Source organism: Chryseobacterium oleae (genome assembly GCF_900115055.1).
GTDB classification, from domain to species: Bacteria; Bacteroidota; Bacteroidia; order Flavobacteriales; family Weeksellaceae; genus Chryseobacterium; species Chryseobacterium oleae.
The window spans coordinates 384,297-408,929 of sequence record NZ_FOVD01000002.1; the positions used below are offsets into that span (position 1 = coordinate 384,297).

The 24,633-nt window shown below is 35.7% G+C and carries 23 protein-coding genes and 1 tRNA gene; 12 read left to right on the top strand and 12 right to left on the bottom strand.

Annotated features, from left to right (window positions below; genetic code table 11):
- Window position 1: 1 nt before the first annotated feature.
- From BM143_RS08910 to BM143_RS08920, 3 genes are all read right to left on the bottom strand, one after another.
- Entirely contained in the window at window positions 2–874 is an 873-nt protein-coding gene (locus BM143_RS08910; RefSeq protein WP_090024166.1) for an ABC transporter ATP-binding protein, read from the bottom strand.
- Between the two features lie 257 nt (window positions 875–1,131).
- Window positions 1,132–1,335, bottom strand: coding sequence for a helix-turn-helix domain-containing protein (locus BM143_RS08915; protein ID WP_034726695.1), 204 nt, complete (start codon window positions 1,333–1,335; stop codon window positions 1,132–1,134).
- Window positions 1,335–1,850 carry a DUF2975 domain-containing protein gene (locus BM143_RS08920; RefSeq protein WP_090024451.1) on the bottom strand — a complete coding sequence of 172 codons (516 nt, stop codon included), beginning with the start codon at window positions 1,848–1,850 and terminating at the stop codon, window positions 1,335–1,337. Before BM143_RS08920 ends, BM143_RS08915 begins: the two co-directional genes overlap by 1 nt.
- A 165-nt stretch (window positions 1,851–2,015) precedes the next feature.
- Between BM143_RS08920 and BM143_RS08925 the strand changes: the two genes are divergently transcribed.
- Window positions 2,016–2,360 carry a TfoX/Sxy family protein gene (locus BM143_RS08925; RefSeq protein WP_090024167.1) on the top strand — a complete coding sequence of 115 codons (345 nt, stop codon included), beginning with the start codon at window positions 2,016–2,018 and terminating at the stop codon, window positions 2,358–2,360.
- 421 nt (window positions 2,361–2,781) lie between these two features.
- Here BM143_RS08925 and BM143_RS08930 read toward each other — a convergent pair whose 3' ends face one another.
- The 4 genes from BM143_RS08930 to BM143_RS08945 form a co-directional block, all read right to left on the bottom strand.
- Window positions 2,782–3,843, bottom strand: a complete 1,062-nt coding sequence (locus BM143_RS08930) for a nucleotidyltransferase domain-containing protein (protein WP_090024168.1) — start codon at window positions 3,841–3,843, stop codon at window positions 2,782–2,784.
- On the bottom strand, window positions 3,840–5,762 hold the full coding sequence (locus BM143_RS08935; protein ID WP_090024169.1) for a UvrD-helicase domain-containing protein: 1,923 nt from the start codon (window positions 5,760–5,762) through the stop codon (window positions 3,840–3,842). Before BM143_RS08935 ends, BM143_RS08930 begins: the two co-directional genes overlap by 4 nt.
- Window positions 5,720–7,774: an AAA family ATPase gene (locus BM143_RS08940; RefSeq protein ID WP_167375265.1), complete on the bottom strand. Its 2,055-nt coding sequence runs from the start codon at window positions 7,772–7,774 to the stop codon at window positions 5,720–5,722. Before BM143_RS08940 ends, BM143_RS08935 begins: the two co-directional genes overlap by 43 nt.
- Before the next feature lie 104 nt (window positions 7,775–7,878).
- Window positions 7,879–8,625 carry a nucleotidyltransferase domain-containing protein gene (locus tag BM143_RS08945; RefSeq protein WP_090024171.1) on the bottom strand — a complete coding sequence of 249 codons (747 nt, stop codon included), beginning with the start codon at window positions 8,623–8,625 and terminating at the stop codon, window positions 7,879–7,881.
- Window positions 8,626–8,938: 313 nt separating this feature from the next.
- Between BM143_RS08945 and cobT the strand changes: the two genes are divergently transcribed.
- The 3 genes from cobT to cobC are packed head-to-tail and all read left to right on the top strand — an operon-like array spanning window position 8,939 to window position 11,265.
- Window positions 8,939–9,943 carry a nicotinate-nucleotide--dimethylbenzimidazole phosphoribosyltransferase gene (cobT, locus tag BM143_RS08950; protein ID WP_090024172.1) on the top strand — a complete coding sequence of 335 codons (1,005 nt, stop codon included), beginning with the start codon at window positions 8,939–8,941 and terminating at the stop codon, window positions 9,941–9,943.
- A complete protein-coding gene (locus BM143_RS08955; RefSeq protein ID WP_090024173.1) occupies window positions 9,944–10,726 on the top strand; it encodes an adenosylcobinamide-GDP ribazoletransferase in 783 nt (260 codons plus the stop codon).
- The gene (gene cobC, locus BM143_RS08960; RefSeq protein ID WP_090024174.1) at window positions 10,711–11,265 is read left to right on the top strand and encodes an alpha-ribazole phosphatase; all 555 of its coding nucleotides are present in this window, start codon (window positions 10,711–10,713) and stop codon (window positions 11,263–11,265) included. Before BM143_RS08955 ends, cobC begins: the two co-directional genes overlap by 16 nt.
- 293 nt (window positions 11,266–11,558) lie before the next feature.
- On the opposite strand, the gene BM143_RS23985 is transcribed toward cobC, so the two are convergent.
- The 3 genes from BM143_RS23985 to BM143_RS08970 all read right to left on the bottom strand — a co-directional run bounded on the left by BM143_RS23985 (window position 11,559) and on the right by BM143_RS08970 (window position 13,537).
- Window positions 11,559–11,696 carry a hypothetical protein gene (locus tag BM143_RS23985; protein ID WP_165571878.1) on the bottom strand — a complete coding sequence of 46 codons (138 nt, stop codon included), beginning with the start codon at window positions 11,694–11,696 and terminating at the stop codon, window positions 11,559–11,561.
- A 269-nt stretch (window positions 11,697–11,965) separates the two neighbouring features.
- Window positions 11,966–12,985, bottom strand: coding sequence for a helix-turn-helix transcriptional regulator (locus BM143_RS08965; RefSeq protein ID WP_090024452.1), 1,020 nt, complete (start codon window positions 12,983–12,985; stop codon window positions 11,966–11,968).
- Window positions 12,986–13,204: 219 nt separating this feature from the next.
- The gene (locus BM143_RS08970) at window positions 13,205–13,537 is read right to left on the bottom strand and encodes a HopJ type III effector protein (protein ID WP_090024175.1); all 333 of its coding nucleotides are present in this window, start codon (window positions 13,535–13,537) and stop codon (window positions 13,205–13,207) included.
- Window positions 13,538–13,693: 156 nt separating this feature from the next.
- On the opposite strand from BM143_RS08970, the gene BM143_RS08975 reads away from it, so the two are divergent.
- The 3 genes from BM143_RS08975 (at window position 13,694) to BM143_RS08985 (ending at window position 17,220) form a co-directional block, all read left to right on the top strand.
- Complete coding sequence (locus tag BM143_RS08975; protein ID WP_090024453.1) at window positions 13,694–15,076, top strand: RtcB family protein; 1,383 nt, start codon at window positions 13,694–13,696, stop codon at window positions 15,074–15,076.
- A gap of 108 nt (window positions 15,077–15,184) precedes the next feature.
- A tRNA-OTHER gene (locus BM143_RS08980) sits at window positions 15,185–15,282 on the top strand.
- 186 nt (window positions 15,283–15,468) lie between these two features.
- Window positions 15,469–17,220: a hypothetical protein gene (locus BM143_RS08985; protein ID WP_090024176.1), complete on the top strand. Its 1,752-nt coding sequence runs from the start codon at window positions 15,469–15,471 to the stop codon at window positions 17,218–17,220.
- A gap of 159 nt (window positions 17,221–17,379) precedes the next feature.
- Here BM143_RS08985 and BM143_RS08990 read toward each other — a convergent pair whose 3' ends face one another.
- Together BM143_RS08990 and BM143_RS08995 are read right to left on the bottom strand one after the other, a co-directional pair.
- Window positions 17,380–18,564, bottom strand: a complete 1,185-nt coding sequence (locus BM143_RS08990; protein ID WP_090024177.1) for a DUF1501 domain-containing protein — start codon at window positions 18,562–18,564, stop codon at window positions 17,380–17,382.
- 207 nt (window positions 18,565–18,771) lie between these two features.
- Complete coding sequence (locus BM143_RS08995) at window positions 18,772–20,154, bottom strand: DUF1800 domain-containing protein (RefSeq protein WP_090024178.1); 1,383 nt, start codon at window positions 20,152–20,154, stop codon at window positions 18,772–18,774.
- Window positions 20,155–20,393: 239 nt separating this feature from the next.
- Between BM143_RS08995 and BM143_RS09000 the strand changes: the two genes are divergently transcribed.
- The 5 genes from BM143_RS09000 to BM143_RS09020 all read left to right on the top strand — a co-directional run bounded on the left by BM143_RS09000 (window position 20,394) and on the right by BM143_RS09020 (window position 24,588).
- The gene (locus tag BM143_RS09000; protein WP_090024179.1) at window positions 20,394–20,957 is read left to right on the top strand and encodes a hypothetical protein; all 564 of its coding nucleotides are present in this window, start codon (window positions 20,394–20,396) and stop codon (window positions 20,955–20,957) included.
- Window positions 20,958–21,072: 115 nt separating this feature from the next.
- On the top strand, window positions 21,073–22,122 hold the full coding sequence (locus tag BM143_RS09005) for a glucokinase (protein WP_090024454.1): 1,050 nt from the start codon (window positions 21,073–21,075) through the stop codon (window positions 22,120–22,122).
- A gap of 146 nt (window positions 22,123–22,268) precedes the next feature.
- A complete protein-coding gene (locus BM143_RS09010) occupies window positions 22,269–22,835 on the top strand; it encodes a YceI family protein (RefSeq protein ID WP_090024180.1) in 567 nt (188 codons plus the stop codon).
- 78 nt (window positions 22,836–22,913) lie between these two features.
- Window positions 22,914–23,543: a YceI family protein gene (locus BM143_RS09015; protein WP_034726648.1), complete on the top strand. Its 630-nt coding sequence runs from the start codon at window positions 22,914–22,916 to the stop codon at window positions 23,541–23,543.
- A gap of 403 nt (window positions 23,544–23,946) precedes the next feature.
- A complete protein-coding gene (locus tag BM143_RS09020; RefSeq protein ID WP_090024181.1) occupies window positions 23,947–24,588 on the top strand; it encodes an alpha/beta hydrolase family protein in 642 nt (213 codons plus the stop codon).
- The last annotated feature ends 45 nt before the right edge of the window (window positions 24,589–24,633 follow it).

Sequence of the window (24,633 nt, forward strand, 5' to 3'; positions counted from 1 at the left end):
GCTAAGGTTTTTGAGTGAGTGTACGGAAGTAAACGTGCTCCAGAAGCGGACTGACTGCGTTGAAATCTTTCGGCTGGTCTTCTGAAAATACGGTAATATGAAGTTCTCTTTCGATCAGTTGTCGGCTGATGATCTCATGGCTGGAAAGGTAATGGTCCAGTTCGTTTTTGTCGATGGGTTTGGACCAGATCCTGTCTTCCAGTTCAGAAATCAATTCTGCGGGTTTTCCCTGTCTTAAAATCTGTCCGTTATTCATCACCGCCATTTCTGAGCACAGATTCCTGACATCTTCCACCAGATGGGTCGAAAGAATGACGATAACCTCCTGGCTGATGTCATTCAAAAGGGAGTTGAAGCGGTTACGTTCTTCAGGATCAAGGCCTGCCGTAGGTTCGTCTACGATGATGATTTTCGGATTTCCCAGGAGGGCCTGAGCAACACCAAAACGCTGTTTCATCCCACCCGAAAAAGTATGGACTTCTTTCTTCCTGAAATCCGAAAGATTAACTTTTTCCAGTAGGCTGAGGATCTGTTCTTTGCGTTCTGTACGGTCTATGATCCCTTTTAACACAGCAATATGTTCCAGAAGGTCATAGGCAGAAACTTTCGGATAGACTCCAAAATCCTGCGGAAGAAAACCGAGGTTTTGCTTGATGTAATCGGGGTCTTTTGAGACATCCTTTCCGTTGAAGATAATATTTCCGGAAGTAGGTTTTTGCAGTCCCACAATGGTTTTCATTAAAGAGGATTTTCCGGCACCATTCGGACCTAATAACCCGAACATGCCGTTCCCGATGTCGAGCGAGATGTCTTTAACCGCTTGAAAGCCATTCTTGTAAATGAGGCTTAAATTGTTGATAGATAAAGTATTCATATTATAAGGTTTGGATAATAGAAGGGTAAGGCAGACCGTTGTGGTTGCTTGTGTAGATATTAGATTTCAGATTTCAGATATCAGACGTCAGATTTCAGGCTGAGGGAATGACAAATTTGAGAGACAAGAATCAAGAACCAAGAGACAAGATTTTAGATGCAGGACGATAATTCATTAGCTAAATGACTAACAAGTAGCAACAAGCAACTGACAACCAAAATTCATTCTCAAACTCTCCGACTCTCAAACACGAAACATTATTCTCTAAATTCTAAAATATCCCCGGGCTGACATTCCAGAATTTTGCAGATGGCTTCCAGGGTATCGAAACGGACCCCCTTTGCTTTGCCGGTTTTAAGAATGGATAGATTAACAGGGGTGATTCCTAATTTTTCTGCCAGTTCTTTACTCTGCATTTTTCGCTTGGCTAGCATGACATCTAAGTTGACTATGATTGGCATTATATAAATAGGTCTTGTTCGTTTTGCAAATGTAGTCCTTGCTTGAAGATATTCGCAAGAAACAGACAGAAAATTCCAAGCATGAAGTGGATAAACACCAATCCCCAGATCATACTTTCTACTTCCACAAAGAAACTTGCTATGATAACTATAGGAAGTGGAATGAAAATATTATACAGGTAAAATCGCTTAAGCTGAAGTATATTTTCTTTTACAAACAGTTTTGACTGAAAAAATACTTTGAAAACCTTGGCTGAAAGCCAGAAAAAAATCCCGTAGGTAATTAAAACCAGTAAGAATGAAAAGATGATATAAGAGCAGTTACGTTCAATATTCAGAAACGGCTGCTCTGTAAAAGGATAGTTGATATGCAGAAACATATTATCCTTATACGGAGTGATGGCATAACCGGTGAGCAGGCATACAATTGAATAGACAAAAGTGATCAGATACCCCGCCGAGAGTACAATACAAATGTAGTACAGAATCTTCGCAATAATTTTGGTCTGGTTCATGGCAATAATCATTTAACTATTGCAAATTTATAATTAATTATCGTAAAACAATAATTATATTAAGTAAAAAAATATTTAGTGAATCTCAAATGGAATTTGAAAATCAAAAAATCTGCTTTGTTTAACGCGTTTTTTGCCTAAATTTAAATGATAAAATTATTTCTCATGGCATACAGTATTGAACTGGCGGACAAAGTTCGTGAACGGCTTTCAGAAATTCCTGATCTTGAGATTAAGGAAAAGAAAATGTTCAGTGGATTAGCATTTTTGGTCAATGATAAAATGTGCATTAATATAAGCCATGATCAACTCATGTGCCGTTATGACCCTGATTTGGAAGAAGAAGTTTCAGAAAGAACAGGTTTTCTTCCCATGATCATGAAAGGAAAGCAACTCAATGGATATTGCTATGTGGAACCTGTGGGTTTTCAAAATCAGGCTGATTTTGAGTACTGGATAAAAATATGCCTGAATTACAATTCTGTAGCCAAAGCTTCAAAGAAAAAATAATCTTAATATTCCTAATTTTTTTTAACCATTAAGGTGAAATTGAGGTAAATCTGTTTGAATTTTTTTGTTGGAAAAACGCGAAGGATCGCAAAGAAATTTGAAAAGATTATGTTGTAAGGCGCTAGGATTTTATCTGCGATAAAATGGTAGACCGCTCAATAAAAGCCAATGGACTTGCTGAAAATCTCTGATTTTCTTGCGCCTTAAAATATCCTCATTTTAGTTCAGACTTTGCGCCCATTTGCGTTTTTCCAACTATAAGGAATGCCATAAATATCTGGCTGTATAGTTTCAAGACTTTATTAGGAAGGTTTGAAATTTTAAATATCAATTGAATACATGTAGACGAAATACTTTTTGTACTTCACTGTTGAGGAAAATAAACCTTTAAACAACTTCTTATTAAGAATATTAAGATTGATCACTGGCAGTATAATTTTTCGCGTATTGCTATTAAAATTTTTTCCGTCTTTTTTACATCCAGACTGTCGGGAAGGAGAGAAACGGAATGCTCGTGTTCTATCGAGTCTATAAGATCTTCAGCTTTTTGCATTACTTTTTCATAAGACCAGTTTCCGGCTTTGATATCAAGCAATTCCTCTCTGTTGTCTACGCGGATCTGTAAAGAATTTGTCTTAAAAATATGCTCACACGACTGCAAAAGGCGGATGGTGTGCATCATATTCTTGCTGTCATAATTCTGGCCGTGCTGCTGATTGACGTTGTAGCGGTCTTCATTACGTTCAGACACCCATTTCCAGTATTCCTTATAGTCTTTGCAATAGGTGGAGTAGGCGTCCAGATTGCATGAAAGATAAGCTATGGGTTTTTCATCCTTAGGAACGGAAGACAGAGACACCTGATTGGCTTCTTCATGCTGAATCATTCCTTTATAGCCTAAAGTTCCGGACTCATCATAAAACAGGGCGTGCATTCCTTTTGTATTCCCGATGCTGATCAGTCCGCATTTTTCCTGAACTTTTCCGTTGTCGGAGAGCCATTTCTTCAAAGGAACCGATCCCTGATTTTCAAGAATGTGGCAGAAATCCAGAACAGATTTTCTTTCCTTTTCAATGGGATTAAGAATCTTTTTATTGAGTCCTTTTGCTTTTTTGATCTGCGATACAGCGTATCCTGCAAAGGTATCTTTACATAATTTAGATAAAAAGTCTTCCGTACGGAGCAAATCCATCAGCGGATCTTTGTGCAGGATACATTCTTCCGGACTTGCAAGCATCTCCAGAATATTGGGGTTGTTTTTCTGCAGTAGTTCTACAAATCGTCCAATCTCATAATAAGTGATGTCATTCGTTTCATTAGACATCTGGGGGATATAATTCAGCCCGAAAAAATCTTCTTTCGGCAGATAATAAACCCCACGGATATCCGTATCCGAATTTTCTGTAGCCAGCCCGAAAGCGCGGCTGCCGGAGATGGCTTCGAAGAGGATGAGGTGGTTGGTTTTTAAGTCTTGGATGGTCATTGATGTAAAAAATTATCTATAGACAAAACATTTTCTTCTCCAAACCAAGATTTAATATTTTGGAGTGCTAAATCATTCATTTCTGATAATGCTAGAACTATAAGATTTTCTTTTGCTCTAGAACATTCCACGTAAAATAGATTTCTTGTTCTTACTTTTCTATTTATCGTCTCATCAGTATTATCAAAAAATTTCTCAAAATTATATTCTGACTTCCATTCTGTATCATCAATAATTGTTAAAACATTCCTAAATTCATCGCCTTTTGTCCCGTGTTTAGTAGAAAATACAGTGTTGTTTTGAGTGTGATTGAAAAAATTGATAATTTCTTGGTAGGGTAAATCCATAAAGCTTTCATAAAGAAGTTTATCACTTTCTATTCTTTCTTTTTGCTTTATATCTTCAATTGTATTAATATCAATATTGATTCTATCTCTGAATTTAATTATTGCTTCAGGAATTCTCAAAATGTTTTTTTGTAGAATAAATTCGAAAACTTCACGTATACTTTTAGTTTGTCTTTTCTCAACCAAAATATTTAAAATTTTATTTATTTTCACTTTTGTTTGATGTGTGAAATTATCATCATAAATATTTCCACTTTTCTTTAAAAACCGAATAACCTCATTATAATTTTTTCTTTCCCAAAAATGAATTAAATGTTCAATTCCTGTGTTTCTTTCTTGTGAGCTTTTTTTGTCAATATATCCTGTAAAATATCTTACTAATGGATTATTTCTATCTAATAATTGGTCTTTTGTTCTTTGACTTCTACCATATCTAATATCAAATATTCTAAATAATCTCCAGAAGTTAGCCCTTTTAGCAACTCTGCTATTGGCCAAAACTAAGATTTTGTCATGATTATTTCCTTTAAAATTCCAATCTTTACTGTTTAGATTTTTTATGACATTATCATAATTTTCATTTTTTAATGGTTCAATTCTACTTTCATAATCGGTAACATTTTCATCAAAAATAGTTTTTCCATTTTTGTTTACTTTTGTTTTTCTTGGAGGTAAGTAATTACAATATATGAATTTAACATTCCCATCTAAATTTTTTTGAGGAATTTGTTGAATATTTTTTCTGAAATTATTTAGAAGGTTAATGATATTTCTGGATGAGCGATAATTTTCTTCTTTTTTCACTAACTCTAATTTTTTATTGTAGTCAAACAGATAATAGCTTTCCAAATTTCCTATTCCTACATCATAAATTTTTTGATGAGAATCACCATAAAAACCTAATAGTAGGTTTGAATAATTTCTTTCTAAAAGACAATCTATTAAAGATGTAATTACTTCCTTTGCGGTGTCTTGATATTCATCTATAAATATAAAAGGGTATTTTTGAGCTACTATAGTTGTTAACGTTGTATAATTTTCAAACATTTTTGACGCAAGTTCAATTATATCGTTATGATGTAATAGGCCTTTTTCAAAATCTCTAAATGCTGAATCATCATAGTTTATTGATTTTATATTTTGTATGCGTTCATTTAAATTAGGATAATATTTACTATCTTTTTCTCTATTTACGTCTTCAGCATATCTAATTTCATTAAGAATACAAACTTCAATTTTTAACTGTTTTTGAAAAGTTTTAATGGATTCCCATAAAAACTCGTGAATTGTAAGAACTCTAACAATAGAATTGTTTTCTATTCTTCTTATAATCTCATTTTTTGCAATATTAGTGTAAGTAATACAAATTATTTTTTGAAGATTGTTTTCTAACTCTTCTGAATAATTATCGATTATATACTTTAAGGTTTGTACTAAAGTATATGTTTTACCAGCACCAGCACCAGCTTCTAATACAAAACTTTTTTTATTTTCAAGATGATTTACAATTTGTTCAAATGCATTCATAATTATTCTAAATTTTGTTTTATCATACACATTCCAGCCAGCCATTCTAAACCTTCTTTTATATATAAAGGAACTTCCCAATTTTTTTTTATTTCCTTTTCATTAAAAGTCATTAAATCAAAAGAAAAGTTTGTTTTAGTAGATGAACTTTTAGGTCTTAGTTCCCAAGGTGTTTTAACTAATAAATTCTCAGAAGAATGAGAATTCATTAATGTGAAAAAAGATTTTATTTTTTTTATACTTCCATTTTCTTGGGTTATGTTTGATCTAAAAAAATCTAAATTTTTATTAATAATCGCTTCTTCTAAGCTCCTTGCTAAATAATCATGTTCATCATTTTCTTTAATTTGATATGTTACCATAATATATTCTCCATCAAACTTTTCTTCTGAAGTACATTCGCAAAGATCTTTTATTGTGTTTTTTTTAGGAATCCAATCTATTAAAGTAGAATTTGAAGTGATAGCATTTTCTTCACTAGTTATACATTCCTCACCATTTATAGAACTCACAGAATCAATATCTGTTATTATTAACGTTTTTATTTTTATAAAATGTAATATTTCTTTAAACTTTTGAGTGTAAGCGCCACCAACTTCTAAAACTGATATATATTCATTTTGGAGACTATCTGCAACTTTATTTATCATTAATGGTAACAACATTTTTTCAGTGATTCCTTCAACCATTATCACTTTGTCAGCAAAAAAAATATCACATTTATGTAGATTCATATATTGTTTAAGAAATCTAAAAGTTTCTTTATAATCATCTTTATGCCTAAATTTATTAAAATCATTAATTATTATCTTATTTTTAATTTTATTGAAGTATCGAATTCTATCAAATCCTTTATCTAAATCAATACCTGCCTCTGCAATAATATGAGGGGAATGTGAACTTATAATTACTTGTACAGAAATTTTATGTTTTACTAATAATTTATTTATCTCTTTAATAAACACTTGTTGCATTTGTGGATGAAGATGTGCCTCTGGTTCTTCGATAAGTATTAACAAAAACTCAGTTCTCTCTTCTTTTTTCGCTTTTTTGAATTTTTCAACAAAGCTGATAATCTTTAAAACTAGATAGATAAGATTGCTGTACCCTAACCCATTGAAGTTTTCAGGAAGATCAATTTCTCCATTCTTATAAAAATATTTAATATTTTTTTCTAAAATTTTTTCTGATTCAAATACAGATTTTAATTCAATGTCTGGGATATTAATTTTTGGATCTAATCCAAAGCTTTTTAGTTCTTTTAAAATATCATTCAATATAGCTTTGTAATCGGTTTCTAATTCTTTTGAAATTTTATCAAGGCTATTTTCTAATTTTTTAACATTTGCATCATTTTCTTTATTACTTTCTTTATAATAATCGGAAAATCCAACTTCTAAGGTTTTATTTCTATCATCACCTACATCATCTAATTTTCTAGATGCTTTTATTGATTCAATTTTAAGAATCTTTTTAATAGTGTTTCTATAAATATCATCTAAAGGATCATCTAATTCACCTGCATAACATTTTAAATGATAATGTAATTTAACATTATCTTTAAGCCATAATATTATATTTAAATTTTTATCAATTCTATTTTTAAATGATTCAAAAAGTTTAAAAGTCTCTTTTGATTCAAAACTAAGAGTTATTAGAGTACTTGTAATATTACTATCTAAATCAGTTATAAAATCACTTAGATTAATCAAAGATTCATTCTCATTATATCCAATATTTAAAGTTAATTGGATTTTTGGCATTAATTTTTTTATTTCTTTTTCCTTTATTTCCTTTTCTATTTCATCATTTTCATCAATTTCTCTCCATTCATCATAGAGTGATAAACAATGTTTAAAAATGCTATAGGAGTTTTGAGAAAAATTTTCAAATTTTAAATCTTTTTTTTCTTGGACAAGGAAGAAATTTAATGCTTCAAATACAGATGTTTTTCCTGTGTTATTTTTTCCTACTATTAGTGTTAAATCATTTTCTATTTCTAGCGTAATATCATCTAATGCTCTGAAATTTTTAATAGTAATTGAGTTTAGCTTCACGGTTTTTTCTTCTAATATATTAATTTTAGTATAATTATTCCTTCAAACAAATATATTCCCAATCAATAAAAAAAGATTACGGTTTCCCATAACCTTTCAGTTATTTACATCACTATCTCCCTAAACACCCTCTCCATTTCGATCTTATCCGGCTTCCCACCTTTAAGGCTTTTAGATTTCTCTTCGTTTTCCAGAACTGTTTTCTCCAAAAATCCGAAAAGTTCCCAATCATTCGGGTGGTAATAGGATTCTCCTTTGGTCGCTTTTAAAGCGATAAGGTCTTCTATCTTTCTTCGGATATGATCATCAACCAAAACCAATAGCTCACTGAATAAAACCGGTGGAACCGTTCCTTTTTCTATGACCCATTTACCGGTCAGTGCTGTTCTCAAACAGTAAAAATAACTTTTCAGTTTTACTTCATCACTTCTGCAGGCTTCCAGATATTTTTTACTCATGCTCAGATAGTGATAAGAAACCGCAACCGGTGAAAAACAGGTATCTGCCAAAGGAGTAAACAGTTCCAGAAAAGGGTCATTTTTCTTATAAACGATAGGTGAATAAAACCAGCTCAATAAAGCTGCATTTGACTTCAGCAACAAATGGAAAGTCTTTCGTAAATCCCATCCGGAGCCGTCCAGATCATCTTCTGTCATAAATTCTATCGTCTCGTCTTTATCCCATGGAGAAAGATACCAATCTTTTTCATGACGGTAGATAAAACGGATGTCATAATCGCTGTCCGGAGAAGCAAAACCCCAGGCTCTGCTTCCGGATTCTACGGCTAACAGGACTTCTATCCCTCGTTCAGCCTCTACTTCTCTTATTTTTTCTAGTATTTTTGGTGTCATTTTGTTCTATTTTAATGCAAAGTAAAAGAGGAAGTGCGCAGTGTTTTTGCGTTGAACTATTAAGTTTGAGAGTCGGAGAGTTTGAGGGTATTAGAGTTTAAAAGGGGATGGTCAGTTGCTGGTTTTTTAGTTGCTGGTTTATAAATATATCATGTTTTGCATATGGAATTTTGTTTCTTAACTCTTGACTAAAATCAAAAGACCATAATTTCAGCCTTCAGCACAATCCCTACAACCTGCTACCTAATATCTGCCACCCTATTCCTAATTTCACTAATATTGCAACTTCACAACTCAAACTACATACAGATCCATGTTAGCACAACAACTACAGCATACAATAGATTTTAAAACAAAGCCTTTGGGCGCATTAGGGCATTTGGAGCATCTGGCGCACAAAATAGGAATGGTTCAGAAAACCGTTTCGCCAAAACTTTATAATCCGCATATGGTGGTTTTTGCGGCTGATCATGGGATTGCTGCTTCGGGAGTGAGTGCCTATCCACAGGAAGTTACCTATCAGATGGTCATGAATTTTCTGGGTGGAGGTGCTGCAATCAATGTTTTCTGCAGACAACATAATATAGCCATTAAAATTGTGGATGCCGGTGTGAATTTCGATTTTCCTGAAGGCTTGGAACTGATCGATAAAAAAGTGAGAAAATCCAGCCGGAATATTCTGCAAGAACCGGCCATGACGGCAGTGGAATACCAAAAAGCTTTAGAAAACGGAAGATCTGTGGTGTCTGAAATCGTCAAAACAGGCTGTAATATCATTGGTTTCGGAGAAATGGGGATCGGGAATACGTCTGCATCTTCACTGATGATGAGTAAATTGTTTGATCTGCCGGTTGTAAGCTGTGTGGGTCGTGGAACGGGTCTGAATGATACCCAGCTGTTGCATAAAATTCAGATTTTATCAGAAGCGATCGAAAAATATCCCGATGTAAAAACTGCAGATGAAATCGCACAGACTTTTGGCGGGCTGGAAATTGTGCAGATGATGGGAGCGATGGAGGAGGCCTATCAACAGAATATGCTGATTATGATTGACGGATTTATTGCCAGTGTAGCCGCTGCTACAGTTTGGAAAAAGAATCTTCAAATCATGGATAACTTCATTTTCTGCCATGTCAGTGACGAAAACGCCCATCAGACACTTTTAGAATTATTGGGACAGAAAGCTTTGCTGAATCTTAATCTGCGTCTGGGAGAAGGAACCGGCTGTGCATTGGCTTATCCATTGATTCAAAGTGCGGTGAATTTCCTGAACGAAATGTCAAGTTTTGAAGATGCCCATGTTTCAAATAAAGAATAAATGAAAGGTATAAAAAACGAACTGATCTATTTCGCCACAGCGCTTATGTTTTTCACGAGAATTCCCGTTCCGTTTACGATTCCGTATTCCGGTGAGATCATGAATAAATCGCAGAAATATTTCGCCTGGGTCGGACTATTGGTAGGCCTTGTGAATGCAGTTGTAATGTATTTATCTTACCATCTTTTTAACCTTAATATTGCCATTGTTCTGATGATGATCAGCAGTGTCCTTCTGACCGGAGCGTTTCATGAGGACGGTTTTACAGATGTCTGCGACAGTTTCGGCGGCGGATATGGCAAAGAAAAGATCCTGACCATTATGAAAGACAGTCGGGTAGGAGCTTACGGAGCGGTAGGAATTATATTGCTGTTTGCTTTGAAATTCTTCAGTATTCAGGCTTTGGGAACTATAGATTTGTTTAAAACTCTTGGTATGATTGTTCTTGCTCACACAGCAAGCAGATTTATTGCCGGAACCATGATCTATACGCACCGTTATGTGACGGATATTGATGTCAGCAAATCAAAACCATTGGCCAATAAACCTTTGGATGGATCAGCATTGGTGGTGAGTTTTATTAGTGTTTTGGCTTCCTTTCTTCTGATTCCGGACTGGCGGTTGATTCTGGCATTTGCATTGGCTTATTTGGGGAAAATCTGTATGGGCTGGTATTTTAAAAAGCATATCGGTGGATATACCGGAGACTGTCTTGGGTCTGTACAGCAGGTGACTGAAGTTTTGTTTTATTTAGGAGCAATGATCGTATGGAAATTCATGTAATCCGGCATACAGCTGTAGAAAATCCTGAGAATCTGTGCTATGGTTTTTCGGATATTCCTTTGCGAAATGATTTCCGTGAAGATTTCAATGAGGTGAGTTTTGATGAGAAATTTGATAAGGTTTTTTCAAGTCCGTCCGGCAGATGCACTCTTTTGGCAGAACATTTTAAATTGAATTACAGGACGGATGAAAGACTTCGGGAAATGAATTTCGGCGACTGGGAAATGAAGAAATGGACGGATATCCCTAAGGAAGAGATCAATCCATGGTATGATGATTTTGTTCAGATAAAAGCAACTGGCGGAGAAAACCTCTTAGAAATGCAGAACCGTGTTTTGAGGTTCTGGAATGAACTTATTTCTGAAAATCACGAGGATAAAGTGTTGATCATCACCCATGGAGGAGTCATACGCCTGATTCTGCAATCTATTTTACAGTTTCCTCTGGAGAATATATTTAAAATACAGATTGATTACGGAAAGAAAATGATTATTGAATTCAATGAAGGATATTTTTCTTTGAAAAAGCTGAATATATAAATAACTTACACAAATAAGAAGGATTGTCATTGCGAACCTTTAGGTGAAGCAATCTTAGATTTGCGTCATAAAAAAGTATTTTAAGAGATTGCTTCGTCGCTTCGCTCCTCGCAATGACATTATACAATTTTATCGAAGATAAAATCCTTGCGCCATAAAGCAATCGAATTCAAAAAAAATCTTGCGTCTTTGCGATATTCCAACAAAAAAACGAAAAAAAAGCACAAAAAAAGAGGCTAAACAAATAATGACAGCCTCTTTTCAATAAAATTAAATTCTAACTACTTCTCCATTTAAGCAGTAATCTGCTTAGGTCCTTTTCCTTTATCTTCTTCTTTTTTATCCAATCTCTCAGATATCTTTTTTACGATATATTCTATCGCAATAGGTGCTATAATTGCAATCAATGCTTTAAATATTCTTGATTTCATAGTAAGATTTTTTAATGTCCTGATTAATACAATTTCTGAGCCACTTTGAAATTATTTGTGGTAGCAGGTGTTTTAAAGCATACATTGAACCACACCTTTAAAAATCCTTTGAATTTTCGCCAACCCTCTTCGCGAGAGAAGAATTCCCCTTCATCGAATTTTTGTCATTACGAAAATCGCAAATATTCAAAAAACTTAAGTGTACTTCCTGTGCTGAAAGTATTTAATTAAAGTGTTCAAAAACTTTCGTCCCTTTTGTGGTAAAAAAACTAACCTTCATCAGGAATATCCAGTTTCTCATAGTTCTTAAACCCGGCAGTAAACTTTTCCTGCAACCGTAATCTTAGCTTTCTCGGCTTGTGAACGATCAGAGATTCTCCAAAACCAAGTAGTAATCTTTCCAGTTCAAAATTAATCTGTACACAGATTTTAAATAACGTTCCTTCCTCCGTTTCACTTAAAATTTCCTGACTTTTATGAAGCGGTTTGGTCTTTACATACGGAGCGTTGTGGGCATCGACAAAGAAAATGACATTTCTCGGAGCCATTGTTTCCGAAACCGTAACGCCGACAATATCTTTGAAATACTCGTCCCCATCCAGATCTTTATCGATATACGGAATATTTTCATTTGGTTCAATACTTTCCATACGGTCCAGAGCCAGATTGTACATTTTGCCCTTGTGCTGGCAGATCAGAAACCAACGGTTATTAAACTCCTTCAACAATTGAGGATGAACCACATAATTACTGGATTCCCTTGCGGTAAAACTGCGGTAAAGAATATTCAGGACTTTTTTATTGGAGATACTTTCATAAAGGATGTCGATATGTTCCAGTCCTTTCAGCTGTTCATTTTTATCCAGATGAATGATTGATTTCTGTCCTGTAGAATGGATGGAATCTTCCAGTTTCTGAATAACCCCGTTCATCTCTTTAAACATAGAGAAATCTTTGAACTGTTTCAGGATCTGAACGGCATTATTCATCGCTTTCAGATCACTTTCATTGACGGAAATATTATGAATGCTGTACTCAGAATCACTGTAACGGTAGTATTTTCTTTCAAATACTTCAATCGGAGCTTCATACCCGAATTTTTCACTCCTCATATTCTGCAGATCAAGCTGAACCGTCCGTCTGCTTACATAAGATTCCTTTCCTTCAAATTCAAAAAGGGCATCAGAACACGCATCAATAAGATCTTCCAGTGTATATTTCCGGTATTTGTTCTTAAGACATTTGTCTAATGTTTTATAACGAATAAGTGCGTTTTTATTGGATGACATGGTTTTTTGGTTTTGGATAAATGTGAATTGTGAAATGTCAATTTTGCTTCGCAAGTCAATTTTTAAATCGTTTTCATAATTGACCATTCAGTTGCGCAGCAAAATTCACCATTGACTTTAAAAACGATTTCTCTTTCCATTGATCATCTCCTAATGTCTCAATCGTTTTTAAATTGACTATTCACTTGCGCAACAAAATTCACTATTGACTTTAAAAAACTATTTCTCTTTCAATGCTTCTCCTTCAAAAGAAATCCCATCCCATCCGAACTCCATAAAGTTTCTGATATTCTGGTGGTCTGTTCCTTCAGGGTTTTTTAAAACATCTTCTCTGTAGAATTCTCCAAAAAGAGAAAGTACCTGTTCTTTTGATAATCCCTGAAGCTTAGCGAAACTGAAAACCTTACACGAACCGTTATTCTGACCGGCTTCGTTCACTGTATTTCCGTTTTTAAATTCAGTAGGGGTAAAATCATACTGTTCATCAATATGGGCAATTACTTCTTTGAACTGAAGGGTTTCAGGATTGTTTTTTAATTGTTCTAACAACATATTTCTTTATTTTTAATCGTTGGATATGGACAGATCATGCAAATTGGTCTTTTTTGCTTTTCTTCCTTTTCAACAAAAATAATTAAAATAATTTTATCTACGCAGAATTATTGCGCACTTGTGTCATTACTTTGCATTATCAAAATGAAAAAACAGATGGAATTTAACGGAAATCACCTAATCGAATTAGGATATAGACCAGCTAAATGGTTTAAAGATGCCATTACAAATATCAACGAAAATAATCTGGATGAAGTTCAGATCAGAGAATATCTGGATCAATTCAGGCAGCCTGATATTGTTCCGCTACATGATACCGCAAAAGATTTTGTCATCAACATCAGAGCAGAACATGAAAGTGAAGCCGATAACGTAGAGAAAGTGATCAATACGATGAAAGTCTTAATGAAAACACCTACGCTGACTGCCGGTGCCCTGATGCCGGATGCCTGTCCCACAGGACCTGAAGGATTGATTCCGGTAGGTGGAGTGGTTGTGGCTAAAAACGCAATCCATCCGGGATTTCATAGCGCAGATATCTGTTGTTCTGTGATGCTGACAGATTTTGGAGATGCCGATCCTAAAGAAGTATTGGATGCCGCTCACTCAGTGACGCATTTCGGATACGGAGGAAGACAGAGAGGAGAACAGATGCCTGTCTCTAAGGAATTGATTGATGCGTTTAGAGAAAATTATTTTTTAAATGATGAAAGGCTGATCAGTATTGCCCGCGATCATATGGGAACCCAGGGAGATGGAAATCACTTCCTGTTCGTCGGAAAGTCCAAAAATACAGGAAATACGATGCTGGTTACCCATCACGGATCCAGAGCTCCGGGAGCAGCTCTGTATGATAAAGGAATGAAGGTAGCCAACCGTTTCAGACAGGATATTTCCCCTGAAACATTGAGAGAAAATGCATGGATCCCTTTCGATACGGAAGAAGGACAGGCCTATTGGGAAGCGCTTCAACTGATCAGAACATGGACTAAGGAAAATCATACCAATATTCATGATGCGGTTTTAAATAAACTGGATACTGAAAAGAAAGATAGATATTGGAACGAACATAACTTCGTTTTCAAGGATGGTGATTTGTTTTACCATGCGAAAGGAGCGACTCCGCTGGATGATAAATTTATGCCGGATATCACAGGACCGAGGTTGATTCCATTGAATATGTCAGAACCCGTTTTGATTGTTCAGGGAAAAACGAACGAAAGAAACCTGGGATTTGCCCCACACGGAGCCGGAAGAAATTTCAGCAGAACACAGCATAAAAAATCATTGGCCCATAAAACGGTTGAAGAAATTTTCGATGAGGAAACCAAAGGACTGGATATCCGTTTCTTCTCCAATGAGATTGATATTTCCGAACTGCCAAGCGCTTATAAAAGTGCTAAAAACGTAAGAGCGCAGATTGAAGAATACGGACTTTGCGAAGTTCTGGATGAGGTGATGCCTTACGGATGTATCATGGCGGGAGATGTCGGTAAAAATGCACCGTGGAAGAAAAAAAAGAAGTTGAGAAAAGCATAGTGTTGATAACGATGCGATGCTTAAACCTTATAGGCTTCAAAAACCTGTAAGGTTTATATTCTCAACGGTGATCAACGTATAAAGAAGTTTATACAATAAAAAATCAATGGGGCAGTAGCTCAGAAGGTAGAGCAGTGATCACTTTCCGCTATTGGCAGACAAAGTTCCTATTGTACGAGTCACAGGTTCGATTCCTGTCTGCTCCACAATACTGATGAAAAATACTTATATTTGAATACCATTGAAGTGTTTTCATCAGTAAAAAAATTGAAGGCAAACAGAGTTCCTATATTGGTAAATACTCTCCGCCTTTTTCAAAATAATAGGTAAAAGGAGTTCCTATATCGTTTTTTAAAGAAGCCCTACTCCTCACTTATTTAATTTTAATCACAATGAAAACACTTCAATTATTTAATGCCGTACTGGCCAAAAAAACCGAAAGTACTCCTTTTATTTCTGACGCAGGTTTTGTGATCGAAGCAGATGCCGTTTGGGCAAAAGACGGGATCATTCAATTTTACGAGAAAGAAAAATTAAACGGGAATGATCTGAATAAGACCTTCCATAAATCCTGGCAGAAAATAAAAGACAGCACAAGGCTCGAGTTATTCATTGAGCAGCTTAAACATTATATTTCTACGTATGGAAGCAATTTCCAGGATGAAATCTATATTCCTGATGAAGTGCTGAATATTTCCAATGCAAAACTGATTTTTAAAGTCGTTAAAGCCTATTCTGCAGAAGAAATGACTGAAAAATGTCTTTCCCTGCTGAAGTCTGGAATTGCACTGAATGAAAAAACAATGAATGATGTGCTTTCTGTTTTAACAAAAGAACTGAATTATACTTTTACAGGAACAGAGAATATCAGAAACAAAGAAGCTATTGTCAAGATTGCGGATCTGTATCAGGTGTATCCTGCCAATCCCGTAGAGTTTTTCAGATATGTGATTTATAAAACGACAGATACTACGCTTTTGATCAAAAACGATGAGTTGATTAAAGCCATTAAAGAAAGTAAATTTAATCCGTCAGCACTATTTGAAAAATACGGACTGGAAAAGCTTGCTCAGATTTTCAACAGATTCAAACCGTTGTTTTTAGCGTATAAAAAAAGATCTTCGAAAACCATTAATAAGATTTCAAAACTATCCAAAATTCATCATCAGCCATTGGTTTCCAATCCATTGAATGAGGCGACTCATACATTGCTGGAGAGCAATGACCTTCACTGGCTGGATAATGCGACACCGTTTGCATTATTTAAAGCTTTGTCTGCCTGTTATTTGAGAATGTATGGTTTGGATACCTTTGTGTATAGAATCAGGAATGGAAAATCCTGGGTAAAAACCGGGAAAACCGGATCGGTAGGTGAAAAGAACTATGAATTTATCCTGAATTATGTAAAGTCGAGATTTGATCTTACCGGAAAGAAGTTCTACTTCCCGGAAAATGTAGAATTTGGATTGCCAACTTCTGAAAAAATGTTTGTAGGAAATATTCCTGCCGGAACAAGATTCCTTGGTGAAAAACTGGCGGTTGGAATTTATTGGGAAGATGGATGGGGAGCGAATGATCTTGATCTTTCCGGATTGAATATCGGAGGAAAGGCAGGATGGAATGCAGCCTATAACCAGGATAACGGAAGCCTGATGTATTCAGGAGATATGACCTCTGCGCCTAACGGTGCTGTAGAATATCTGTATGCTTCTCAAGGATTGAATGCTCCGACCCTGATCATGAACAATGTATATTCCGGAAGTGCGGACTGCGGTTATAAAATTGTGATTGGAAAAGGAGATCATATTTCCAGAGAATATATGATGAACCCGGATCATGTTTTTGCCGAAGTGAAATGTAATTCCGTCCAAAGACAAACTGTTCTCGGAATAATGCTTCCGAAAGGAGAAAAACAGTGTTTCGTACTTCTGAATTTTGGAGCGGGACACACCCATGTCTCAGGAAATTCCGAGATTTCGGTAATGGCCACGGAAGCATTGTACCAGCAGTGGTATGAGCCTCTATCTTTTAATGGACTTGTCACAGAATTAGGAGCAGAAATGACTTCTCAAAAAGAAGAAGCTGACTTCGATTTCTCCCTTGAAAGTCTAGAAAAAGATAGTTTTACAAAGGTTTTTAAGTAAACATAAACATCTCCTAAATCTGCAAAATCAGCGAGAGATTAAAAAACAACTGATATAAATTCCAAACCTCATAGGTTTCAAAAACCTATGAGGTTTACTTATTAAAATCTACTGCCATTTCGACTCACTCTCAAAATGGCTGTTTTATTTTAAACCCAGTTATATAAAATCATAGATCCCGTTTTTCCAGCCCAATACCTTGGAAGAATCCGCTTTAAGCCAGTTTTTCAGAATTGTAGCATAGACTTTTCTGAAATCTTCGGTATAAATTAAATCTCCTTCATTCAGTTTTTGCAGATCAGGAAGTGCGTTCAGAAGTCCTTTCTTTTTAAGGCCTCCGCTGATGAAAAACATTTGATTGGCAGTACCGTGATCAGTCCCATTGCTGGCATTCTGAGCTACCCGGCGTCCGAATTCTGAAAAAGTCATCAGTAAGACATCATTAAAAATGCCATTACTTTTCAGATCGGCGACAAAAGATTTTACCGCTTCATTGATATCGCTGAACAGTTTGGCTTGCCTTTCGTTCTGATTAACGTGGGTGTCAAAGCTTCCCACAGAGAGATAATAAACCTGTGTATTGATATCAGATTTAATCAGTGAAGCAACAGTTTTAAAATCCTTTCCCAGTTGAGAGTTCGGATAGACCTGATCTGTTTTTTTTGACTTACTCTTTTCAAAAATATAATCTGCATTATTGATCGTCGAGCCCAGGGTTTGGTATAAATAAGAAACCGTTTCGTCATCGTGATGGTGATCATACAAAGATTTAAAATATTTCTCCTGACTGGTCTGATAGAGCCTTTTCGGATCTTTAAAGGCAAATGCTTTATTGTTTTCCCCTTTCAGTGCCAGACTCAGCATATCATCTACTTCCAAAGCCTGTGTAGGATGCTCACAACGGTAACATTCCTCATCCAGAAAACGTCCCAGCCATCCGGTTTCCAGAAATTCATCACTGCGGCTCGCAGAATGCCAGATATCCATACTTCTGAAGTGAGATTTATCCGGATCTGGATAACCTACATTATTCATCACCGAGAGTTCACCATTATCGAAAAGCTCTTTGAAATAAGAAAGTGCGGGATTGATTCCCGTTTCATCATTCAGTGCTAAAGAATCCTTGATGGCAATATTGTTTCTTTCTTTAAAATAAATATCATTTTTTATAGGAATGATAGTGTTCAAACCGTCATTTCCGCCCGTAAACTGCAGCACGACAAGGATTTTCTGATTGGGCTCCAGGGCCTCATTCAGGGTCATTGCTTTCAGAAAATTGGGCATCATCAGCGATGCGGTGGCCAATGAACTTATTTTTAGGAATTCTCTTCTTTTGATTAGCATGATTTTTTTTTTAAGGTGACAGGGATTAGGGATTAGGTTGCAGATGATAGGTAGCAGATATTAGGTAGCAGGTTGCAGGACTGGATGCCGATTTTACTAATTTCAGGTGTTTTTTTAATATTTTTAAAGCAAAAAATAATAAATCAAAAATTGCAGAGCCAAGCGGTGGTTGCTATTACCTGCAACCTGCCACCTACAATCTGCCACCTAACATAACTGATATTCCGGCGTAGACATCAGATTAATAACCCCCATCTTAATACTTTTATCTGAAAAATTCTTTACGGTGTCCATATCAAGGGTTTTGGTGTTTTGGATGAGATAGTCTTCACAGTTTTTGTCATTAAAAACCTTTTCCAGTCTGCTCCAGTCGATGGTGATATTAGGGTTTTTGAAGGATTTATTCATCGCAGTTTCACGGGATTTCATTCCCATGTCAATATCATCATCCTGTCGCGGACTGTATTCCAAAGGACGTAATCCCGACCATATTTGTGGGATCTGCAGTCTTACCATCAGGGTAGAACTGTCTATCCATGATTTTCCGTTGGGCCATCCGGCGACATTCGGTGGATAGAGCAGCATTTGCCCCAGTAGTTTTTGATAAACGATGAGGTTTTCCGGGTTCTGGATATTCATCGGAAGCATTCGCATGATTCCGGCCATCAGTTCTATCGGGGATTTTATTCTGTTGCCTATGTTCTTTTTATCGTAAAACCATGAGCTTGAGAATATATCGTTCATCAGTTTTTTGATATCATATCCGGAATTATAGAATGTTGAACTTAACTGCTCTATAATTTTGGAATCCACATTTTCATTGACGAAGAACTTATATATTTTTGTCGTGATAAATGTTGCGGTGGCTTTATGCTCAAGGATAATATTTAAAACATCGGTTCCGGTGAAGTTTCCGGTTTTTCCCAGAAATGTTTTTGAGCCTTCATCATGCAGGTTTTTTCTCTCTTTAAAATTACCTTCCTTGTCATAGCCCCAGCCTGTGAATGCTCTTGCGCCTTCCCGGATATCTTTTTCGGTATAATTTCCTCTTCCCATGGTAAATAATTCCATCACTTCACGGGCGAAATTTTCATTGGGATGATCCTTTTTGTTCTGTTGATTGTTCAGAAAATTCAGCATAGCAGGGGATTGGCTCACTTCGAAGAGCAGCTCTTTAAAATTTCCCAGTGCATTCTTTCTTATGGTATTCAGAAGCTGTTTATTGAATTTTGAATTATTCACTCTTGATGCAAAATGCCCATGCCAGAAGAAAGCCATCTTTTCTCTCATCTGATCCTTGCTGTTCACCATCTGGTTCAGAAAATTCAGGTTCAGTTCATTGTTTTGGTCTCTGATGAGCTTCTGCATTTCCTTTTTCTTTTCTGCCGGAGTTTTACTGTCCGTCATCATATGGTCTGAAACAGGACTGTCAGGCGTATCATAGTTGATTTCTGTGAAAGCTCCTTCTTTAAATAATTCATTGACCAATGTCTTTGTATTAATATTTTTCATTCCATCTATTTGGTTGATTCCAGGTCCGAAACCGGCACGCCAAAGAAGATGTTTATTATGTAACAGTGAATCGGCCATGTTGAGTGAATTTAATTTTTTGATGCTTTAGAAAGAAAAAGGTTAAAATCATAACGGTTAAGAATTCTTAATATTATTTTTATTTATGATTTGACTTAAACAATCATTTAATTTTAACGAAAATTAACATATTGATAATCATTGTTTTATAATTTAATCCAGTGTTAAAATCAAAAAATAAGCTTCTCTTGGCACGATTTTTACAGCTTACTGCATTAGTAAAATTTAAAATTAGAGTTATGAAAATGTTAAAACAAGCAGTATTACTTGCTGGAATATTAACAGCAGGTATCGCAAGTGCACAGAGCTCACAGATGAATAATATGATCAAAGTAGGAGCAAATGTTGGTTTGGCAGTTCCTTCAGATAACGTTTCAGCAGCTGCGGGTGTGGATGTATCTTATCAGAATTTGATCACTCCCGGATTTGGATTAGGTATTGCAACAGGATATACTCATTATTTTGGAAAAAGTAACAACGGTTATGATAACAATGATGTAGGGGTAGTTCCTGTAGGAGCTTTGATCAGAATCTATCCGAAACAAACCGGTTTCTATTTTGGAACTGACTTAGGATACGGGTTCCTGGTAGGAAATGAGAAAGTAGCTTCCAACAGTTCTGCTGACAGACCGGACGGAGGTTTCTACATCAAGCCGGAGATCGGATACCACAACAGAGACTGGAATTTCTTCGTACAATACCAGAAAGTTTTTGTAGGAGATAAAGGCGATATCGCTGGACAGGACTACAATGTGGGGAATATCGGAGTAGGATTCGGATACAATATTCCATTAGGAAAGTAGTTAGATTTTTATATAAACAATTATTAGCCAAAACCTTTTTATGAAAATGAAAAGGTTTTTTGCTTCCCTGCAGGATTTACGAAAACAATTATTATATTTGATAAAATTTGAGGTTATGATTTTGAATCCAAAATTTCCGCTTTATTTACCAGGAGTAGAGAACAGTAATAATGATCATGTTACTATCATTGGAGCAAGTCTCCGTGAAGATATAACCATCTTAGGCTATTTTGTTTCCAGTAACGGAGGTCTTGAGATAAAAATACAGAAAGAATACAGTACGAAAGACTATTCTTCATTTTCTGATATATTAAGAAAATTCATTCAGGATAATCAGCTTGAAAATGTAAAGCGTCTGGCTTTGGCTGTACCGGGACCGGTAATTCACGGGAAAAGCAGTCCGGCGAGATTGGGTTGGGACCTGAATATCGAAGAGTATACCAAAGATTTCGGATTTGAAAAAGGAGATATGCTGAATGACCTTGAAGCTTCTGCTTACGGTATGGGGCTTCTTGAAGACAGCGACCTGGACCCGATCTACACCAGCGGACATCTTGAAAAAGGAAACGTCGCGATCCTGGCTCCCGGAAACGGACTGGGTGAAGCGGGATATTTCTTTGATGGAAAATACCTGAGACCTTTTGCAACGGAAGGCGGACATTCAGAATTCTCACCGAGAACGAATGTTGAAGTTGAGTTTTACCAGTTCTTAAACAATATCTACGGTATTGTAAGCTGGGAAAATGTATTGTCTAAAACCGGACTTTTCAATATCTACAGATTCTTAAGAGATGTAAAAAGACATCCGGAACCGGAATGGCTGGCAGAACGTCTGGCAGGACCGAATTTTGTTCAGGAACTGTACAAAGCAGCTGTAGAAGAAGATGTCATGATCTGCAGAATAGCTTTAGATACTTTCCTTGAATTTCTGGCTAGAGAAGCCAACAACCTTACCCTGAAACTTAAAGCGACAGGTGGACTTCTGATTTCAGGAGATATTCCACAGACGATCAGAGAATATATCGACAAAGGAAAATTCTATGATAAGTTTAAGATCAGTGATAAGATGGAGGAAATGCTCAAAAACACGCCAATCTATCTGATCAAACAGAATCACACGGCATTAAAAGGTGCCGCCCTGTACACCGCTTACTATCAAAATTAAAATACAAAACTCCGAAACTTTCGGAGTTTTTTTATGGGATGATATTATTCATAAAAATAATTGTTTTAATTGATATACATCAATGAAATCTATTAAATAAGTAGACTATATTTGCACCGTTAAAACAAGTAAATAACTTTATTCAAATGAAAAAAATATTCTTATTAGCAGTTGTTGCCAGCGGTTTGGCATTCGGACAGTCAAAGAAAGTAGTGGCATCTGATGTTCACTGGTGGGGGTACAAAGTAGCAAAATCTGAGGCAAGCTCTCATGATGGTACTGTAAAAGTAAAATCAGGAGACATGGTCATGAAAGGAAATGATCTTGTAGGAGGAAGCTTCGTATTGGATATGACGTCTATCAACGCAACTGACCTTTCCGGAGAATATCAGCAAAAACTGAACGGGCACCTTAAAAACGGTGATTTCTTTGAAGTTGAAAAATTCCCTACGGCTACTTTCGTAATTACTTCTGTAAAGAAAAACAGCGATAAGATCTATAATTCTTTAGTAACAGGAAAACTTACTGTTAAAGGAAAAACAAGCGCGATAACTTTCCCTGCTAAAATTGCATACAGCAAAGGAGTAGTAAGCTTAGTTTCTGAGAAATTCTCTTTCGACAGACAGAAATTTGATGTGGCTTACAAGTCTACCATGCAGGATGTTTTTGTGAAAGATGACATCGAAATGCTTGTAAAGGTGACTGCTAAATAATTTAATCAAAAAAAGATTGTTAAAAGTGTAGAAGTTCTACACTTTTTTTTATTTTTGTTGAATTGTAAATAAAAAAGAATGAAAAGATTACTATTGTTTGCTATGGTGTGCGCGAGCATATCATTTGTTTCTGCACAGAGGAAGTTTGATAAGGTTTCAAAAGTGACTTCATCAGAGATCAGGTGGTGGGGATATAAAGTCGTAAAAACTGAGGCTTCTTCGCATTCAGGGACAGTAAAGCTGAAAAGCGGAAAATTCAATTTCGATAAAACAGTCCTTGTAGACGGAGAGTTTGTAATAGATATGAGAAGCATGATGGCGGGAGATGTTTCCGAGGAAGATCAGATCAAGCTTACCAACGAATTGAAAAGTACCAATTTCTTTGAAGTTAAGAAATTCCCTATCGCAAAATTCCACTTGACTAAAATTATTCCTTTAGCAAACAGTGAGTACAATTCTACGATCTACGGTGACATTACGATCAAAGGGGTAAGAAAAACGATCACTTTCCCTGCGAATGCTTACGTTACTCAGTTTACAGTAGTGATTGAATCTGCGAAGTTCTCATTAAACAGAAGAGACTTTAAAGTATTCTATCAGTCTTCACTGAAAGATTATTTCATCAAGGACGAAATGGATTTCCAGTTCAGAGTTTCTACAGAAAAACTGGATAACGACAACAGAGTTCCTGTAAAGAAGAAGAAATAAGTAAAATATACAATCAAATAATACAATGGGCGGTTTTTATAAACTGTCCATTTTTTTGTATCCATACATTTTAATAATTGAAATCAGGATCAGATGTAAAAGTTGTGGCTCAGTAAAAATGAATTACTCTCGCGAATTATGCAGATAGAGCAGATTTGAAAAAAGTAAAATCTGTATCATCTGATTAATCTGCGTGAATTTTTTAAACCATTATTGATCAACTTCCCTCATGAGAATCAATGCAGTTGATTCCATCTTTGCTTCACTTAAATTTACAGTATAATATTAATCTTTGCGTTTAAAAGAGCATCTAGTCTGTCTTCATCTTCTAAAATCTCATAACAGCTCAGAAGCCTCTGAAATTAATCTGCATCTTTTATCATGTTTTTCTTAAATTAGTCCTATGAAAATTTATGTAGTAAGCGGTCTCGGAGCAGACTTTAAGGTGCTGGAAAGACTGGAATTCCCTGAGAACTGTGAATTGATTTTTATAGACTGGCTTATTCCCGAGAAAAATGAGCCCTTTCATTCCTATGTCGAAAGAATGGCGGAAAAAGTAGACGTTTCCGAGCCTTTCAGTCTGTTAGGATATTCTTTTGGTGGGATTATGGTGCAGGAGATCAATAAACTGAAACCGGCCCAGAAGGTAGTCATTATGGGGAGCATCAAATCAGATAAAGAGAAATCTAAATTTATAAAGACCGGTGAGATCACGAAAATCCCGAGAATATTTCCTGTAGGCATGTTCAATGACAAAGCAGCGAATGTATATTCTGTGGTCAGAAAACTCTTTGATCCTAAGAATCCAAAAATCCTTCAGTACTTTAGGGTAAGAGATCCGTACTATCTGAAATGGTCTGTAGAAAAGGTTTCCGAATGGAAATTTGAAGAAATCCCTGAAGTGATCCAGATATTGGGTGACAAGGATATCGTTTTTCCCATCAAATATTCAAAACCGGACTACGTGATTAAAGGAGGTACCCATCTTTTTCCGGCTACAAAATCCAAAGAAGTGTCTAAAATATTGAAGGAGGTGTTTGTTTAATTATGTAAATTTTGATTGAGTGTTGTTTTTTTTAGGGGTTAAATT

Excerpts from the sequence above, each read along its gene's own strand:
- BM143_RS08910 (WP_090024166.1), bottom strand. The coding sequence starts at position 874 with ATGAATACTTTATCTATCAACAATTTAAGCCTCATTTACAAGAATGGC.
- BM143_RS08915 (WP_034726695.1), bottom strand. The coding sequence starts at position 1,335 with ATGCCAATCATAGTCAACTTAGATGTCATGCTAGCCAAGCGAAAAATG.
- BM143_RS08920 (WP_090024451.1), bottom strand. The coding sequence starts at position 1,850 with ATGAACCAGACCAAAATTATTGCGAAGATTCTGTACTACATTTGTATT.
- BM143_RS08925 (WP_090024167.1), top strand. The coding sequence starts at position 2,016 with ATGGCATACAGTATTGAACTGGCGGACAAAGTTCGTGAACGGCTTTCA.
- BM143_RS08930 (WP_090024168.1), bottom strand. The coding sequence starts at position 3,843 with ATGACCATCCAAGACTTAAAAACCAACCACCTCATCCTCTTCGAAGCC.
- BM143_RS08935 (WP_090024169.1), bottom strand. The coding sequence starts at position 5,762 with ATGGCTGGCTGGAATGTGTATGATAAAACAAAATTTAGAATAATTATG.
- BM143_RS08945 (WP_090024171.1), bottom strand. The coding sequence starts at position 8,625 with ATGACACCAAAAATACTAGAAAAAATAAGAGAAGTAGAGGCTGAACGA.
- cobT (WP_090024172.1), top strand. The coding sequence starts at position 8,939 with ATGTTAGCACAACAACTACAGCATACAATAGATTTTAAAACAAAGCCT.
- BM143_RS08955 (WP_090024173.1), top strand. The coding sequence starts at position 9,944 with ATGAAAGGTATAAAAAACGAACTGATCTATTTCGCCACAGCGCTTATG.
- cobC (WP_090024174.1), top strand. The coding sequence starts at position 10,711 with ATGGAAATTCATGTAATCCGGCATACAGCTGTAGAAAATCCTGAGAAT.
- BM143_RS23985 (WP_165571878.1), bottom strand. The coding sequence starts at position 11,696 with ATGAAATCAAGAATATTTAAAGCATTGATTGCAATTATAGCACCTATT.
- BM143_RS08965 (WP_090024452.1), bottom strand. The coding sequence starts at position 12,985 with ATGTCATCCAATAAAAACGCACTTATTCGTTATAAAACATTAGACAAA.
- BM143_RS08970 (WP_090024175.1), bottom strand. The coding sequence starts at position 13,537 with ATGTTGTTAGAACAATTAAAAAACAATCCTGAAACCCTTCAGTTCAAA.
- BM143_RS08975 (WP_090024453.1), top strand. The coding sequence starts at position 13,694 with ATGGAATTTAACGGAAATCACCTAATCGAATTAGGATATAGACCAGCT.
- BM143_RS08985 (WP_090024176.1), top strand. The coding sequence starts at position 15,469 with ATGAAAACACTTCAATTATTTAATGCCGTACTGGCCAAAAAAACCGAA.
- BM143_RS08990 (WP_090024177.1), bottom strand. The coding sequence starts at position 18,564 with ATGCTAATCAAAAGAAGAGAATTCCTAAAAATAAGTTCATTGGCCACC.
- BM143_RS08995 (WP_090024178.1), bottom strand. The coding sequence starts at position 20,154 with ATGGCCGATTCACTGTTACATAATAAACATCTTCTTTGGCGTGCCGGT.
- BM143_RS09000 (WP_090024179.1), top strand. The coding sequence starts at position 20,394 with ATGAAAATGTTAAAACAAGCAGTATTACTTGCTGGAATATTAACAGCA.
- BM143_RS09005 (WP_090024454.1), top strand. The coding sequence starts at position 21,073 with ATGATTTTGAATCCAAAATTTCCGCTTTATTTACCAGGAGTAGAGAAC.
- BM143_RS09010 (WP_090024180.1), top strand. The coding sequence starts at position 22,269 with ATGAAAAAAATATTCTTATTAGCAGTTGTTGCCAGCGGTTTGGCATTC.
- BM143_RS09015 (WP_034726648.1), top strand. The coding sequence starts at position 22,914 with ATGAAAAGATTACTATTGTTTGCTATGGTGTGCGCGAGCATATCATTT.
- BM143_RS09020 (WP_090024181.1), top strand. The coding sequence starts at position 23,947 with ATGAAAATTTATGTAGTAAGCGGTCTCGGAGCAGACTTTAAGGTGCTG.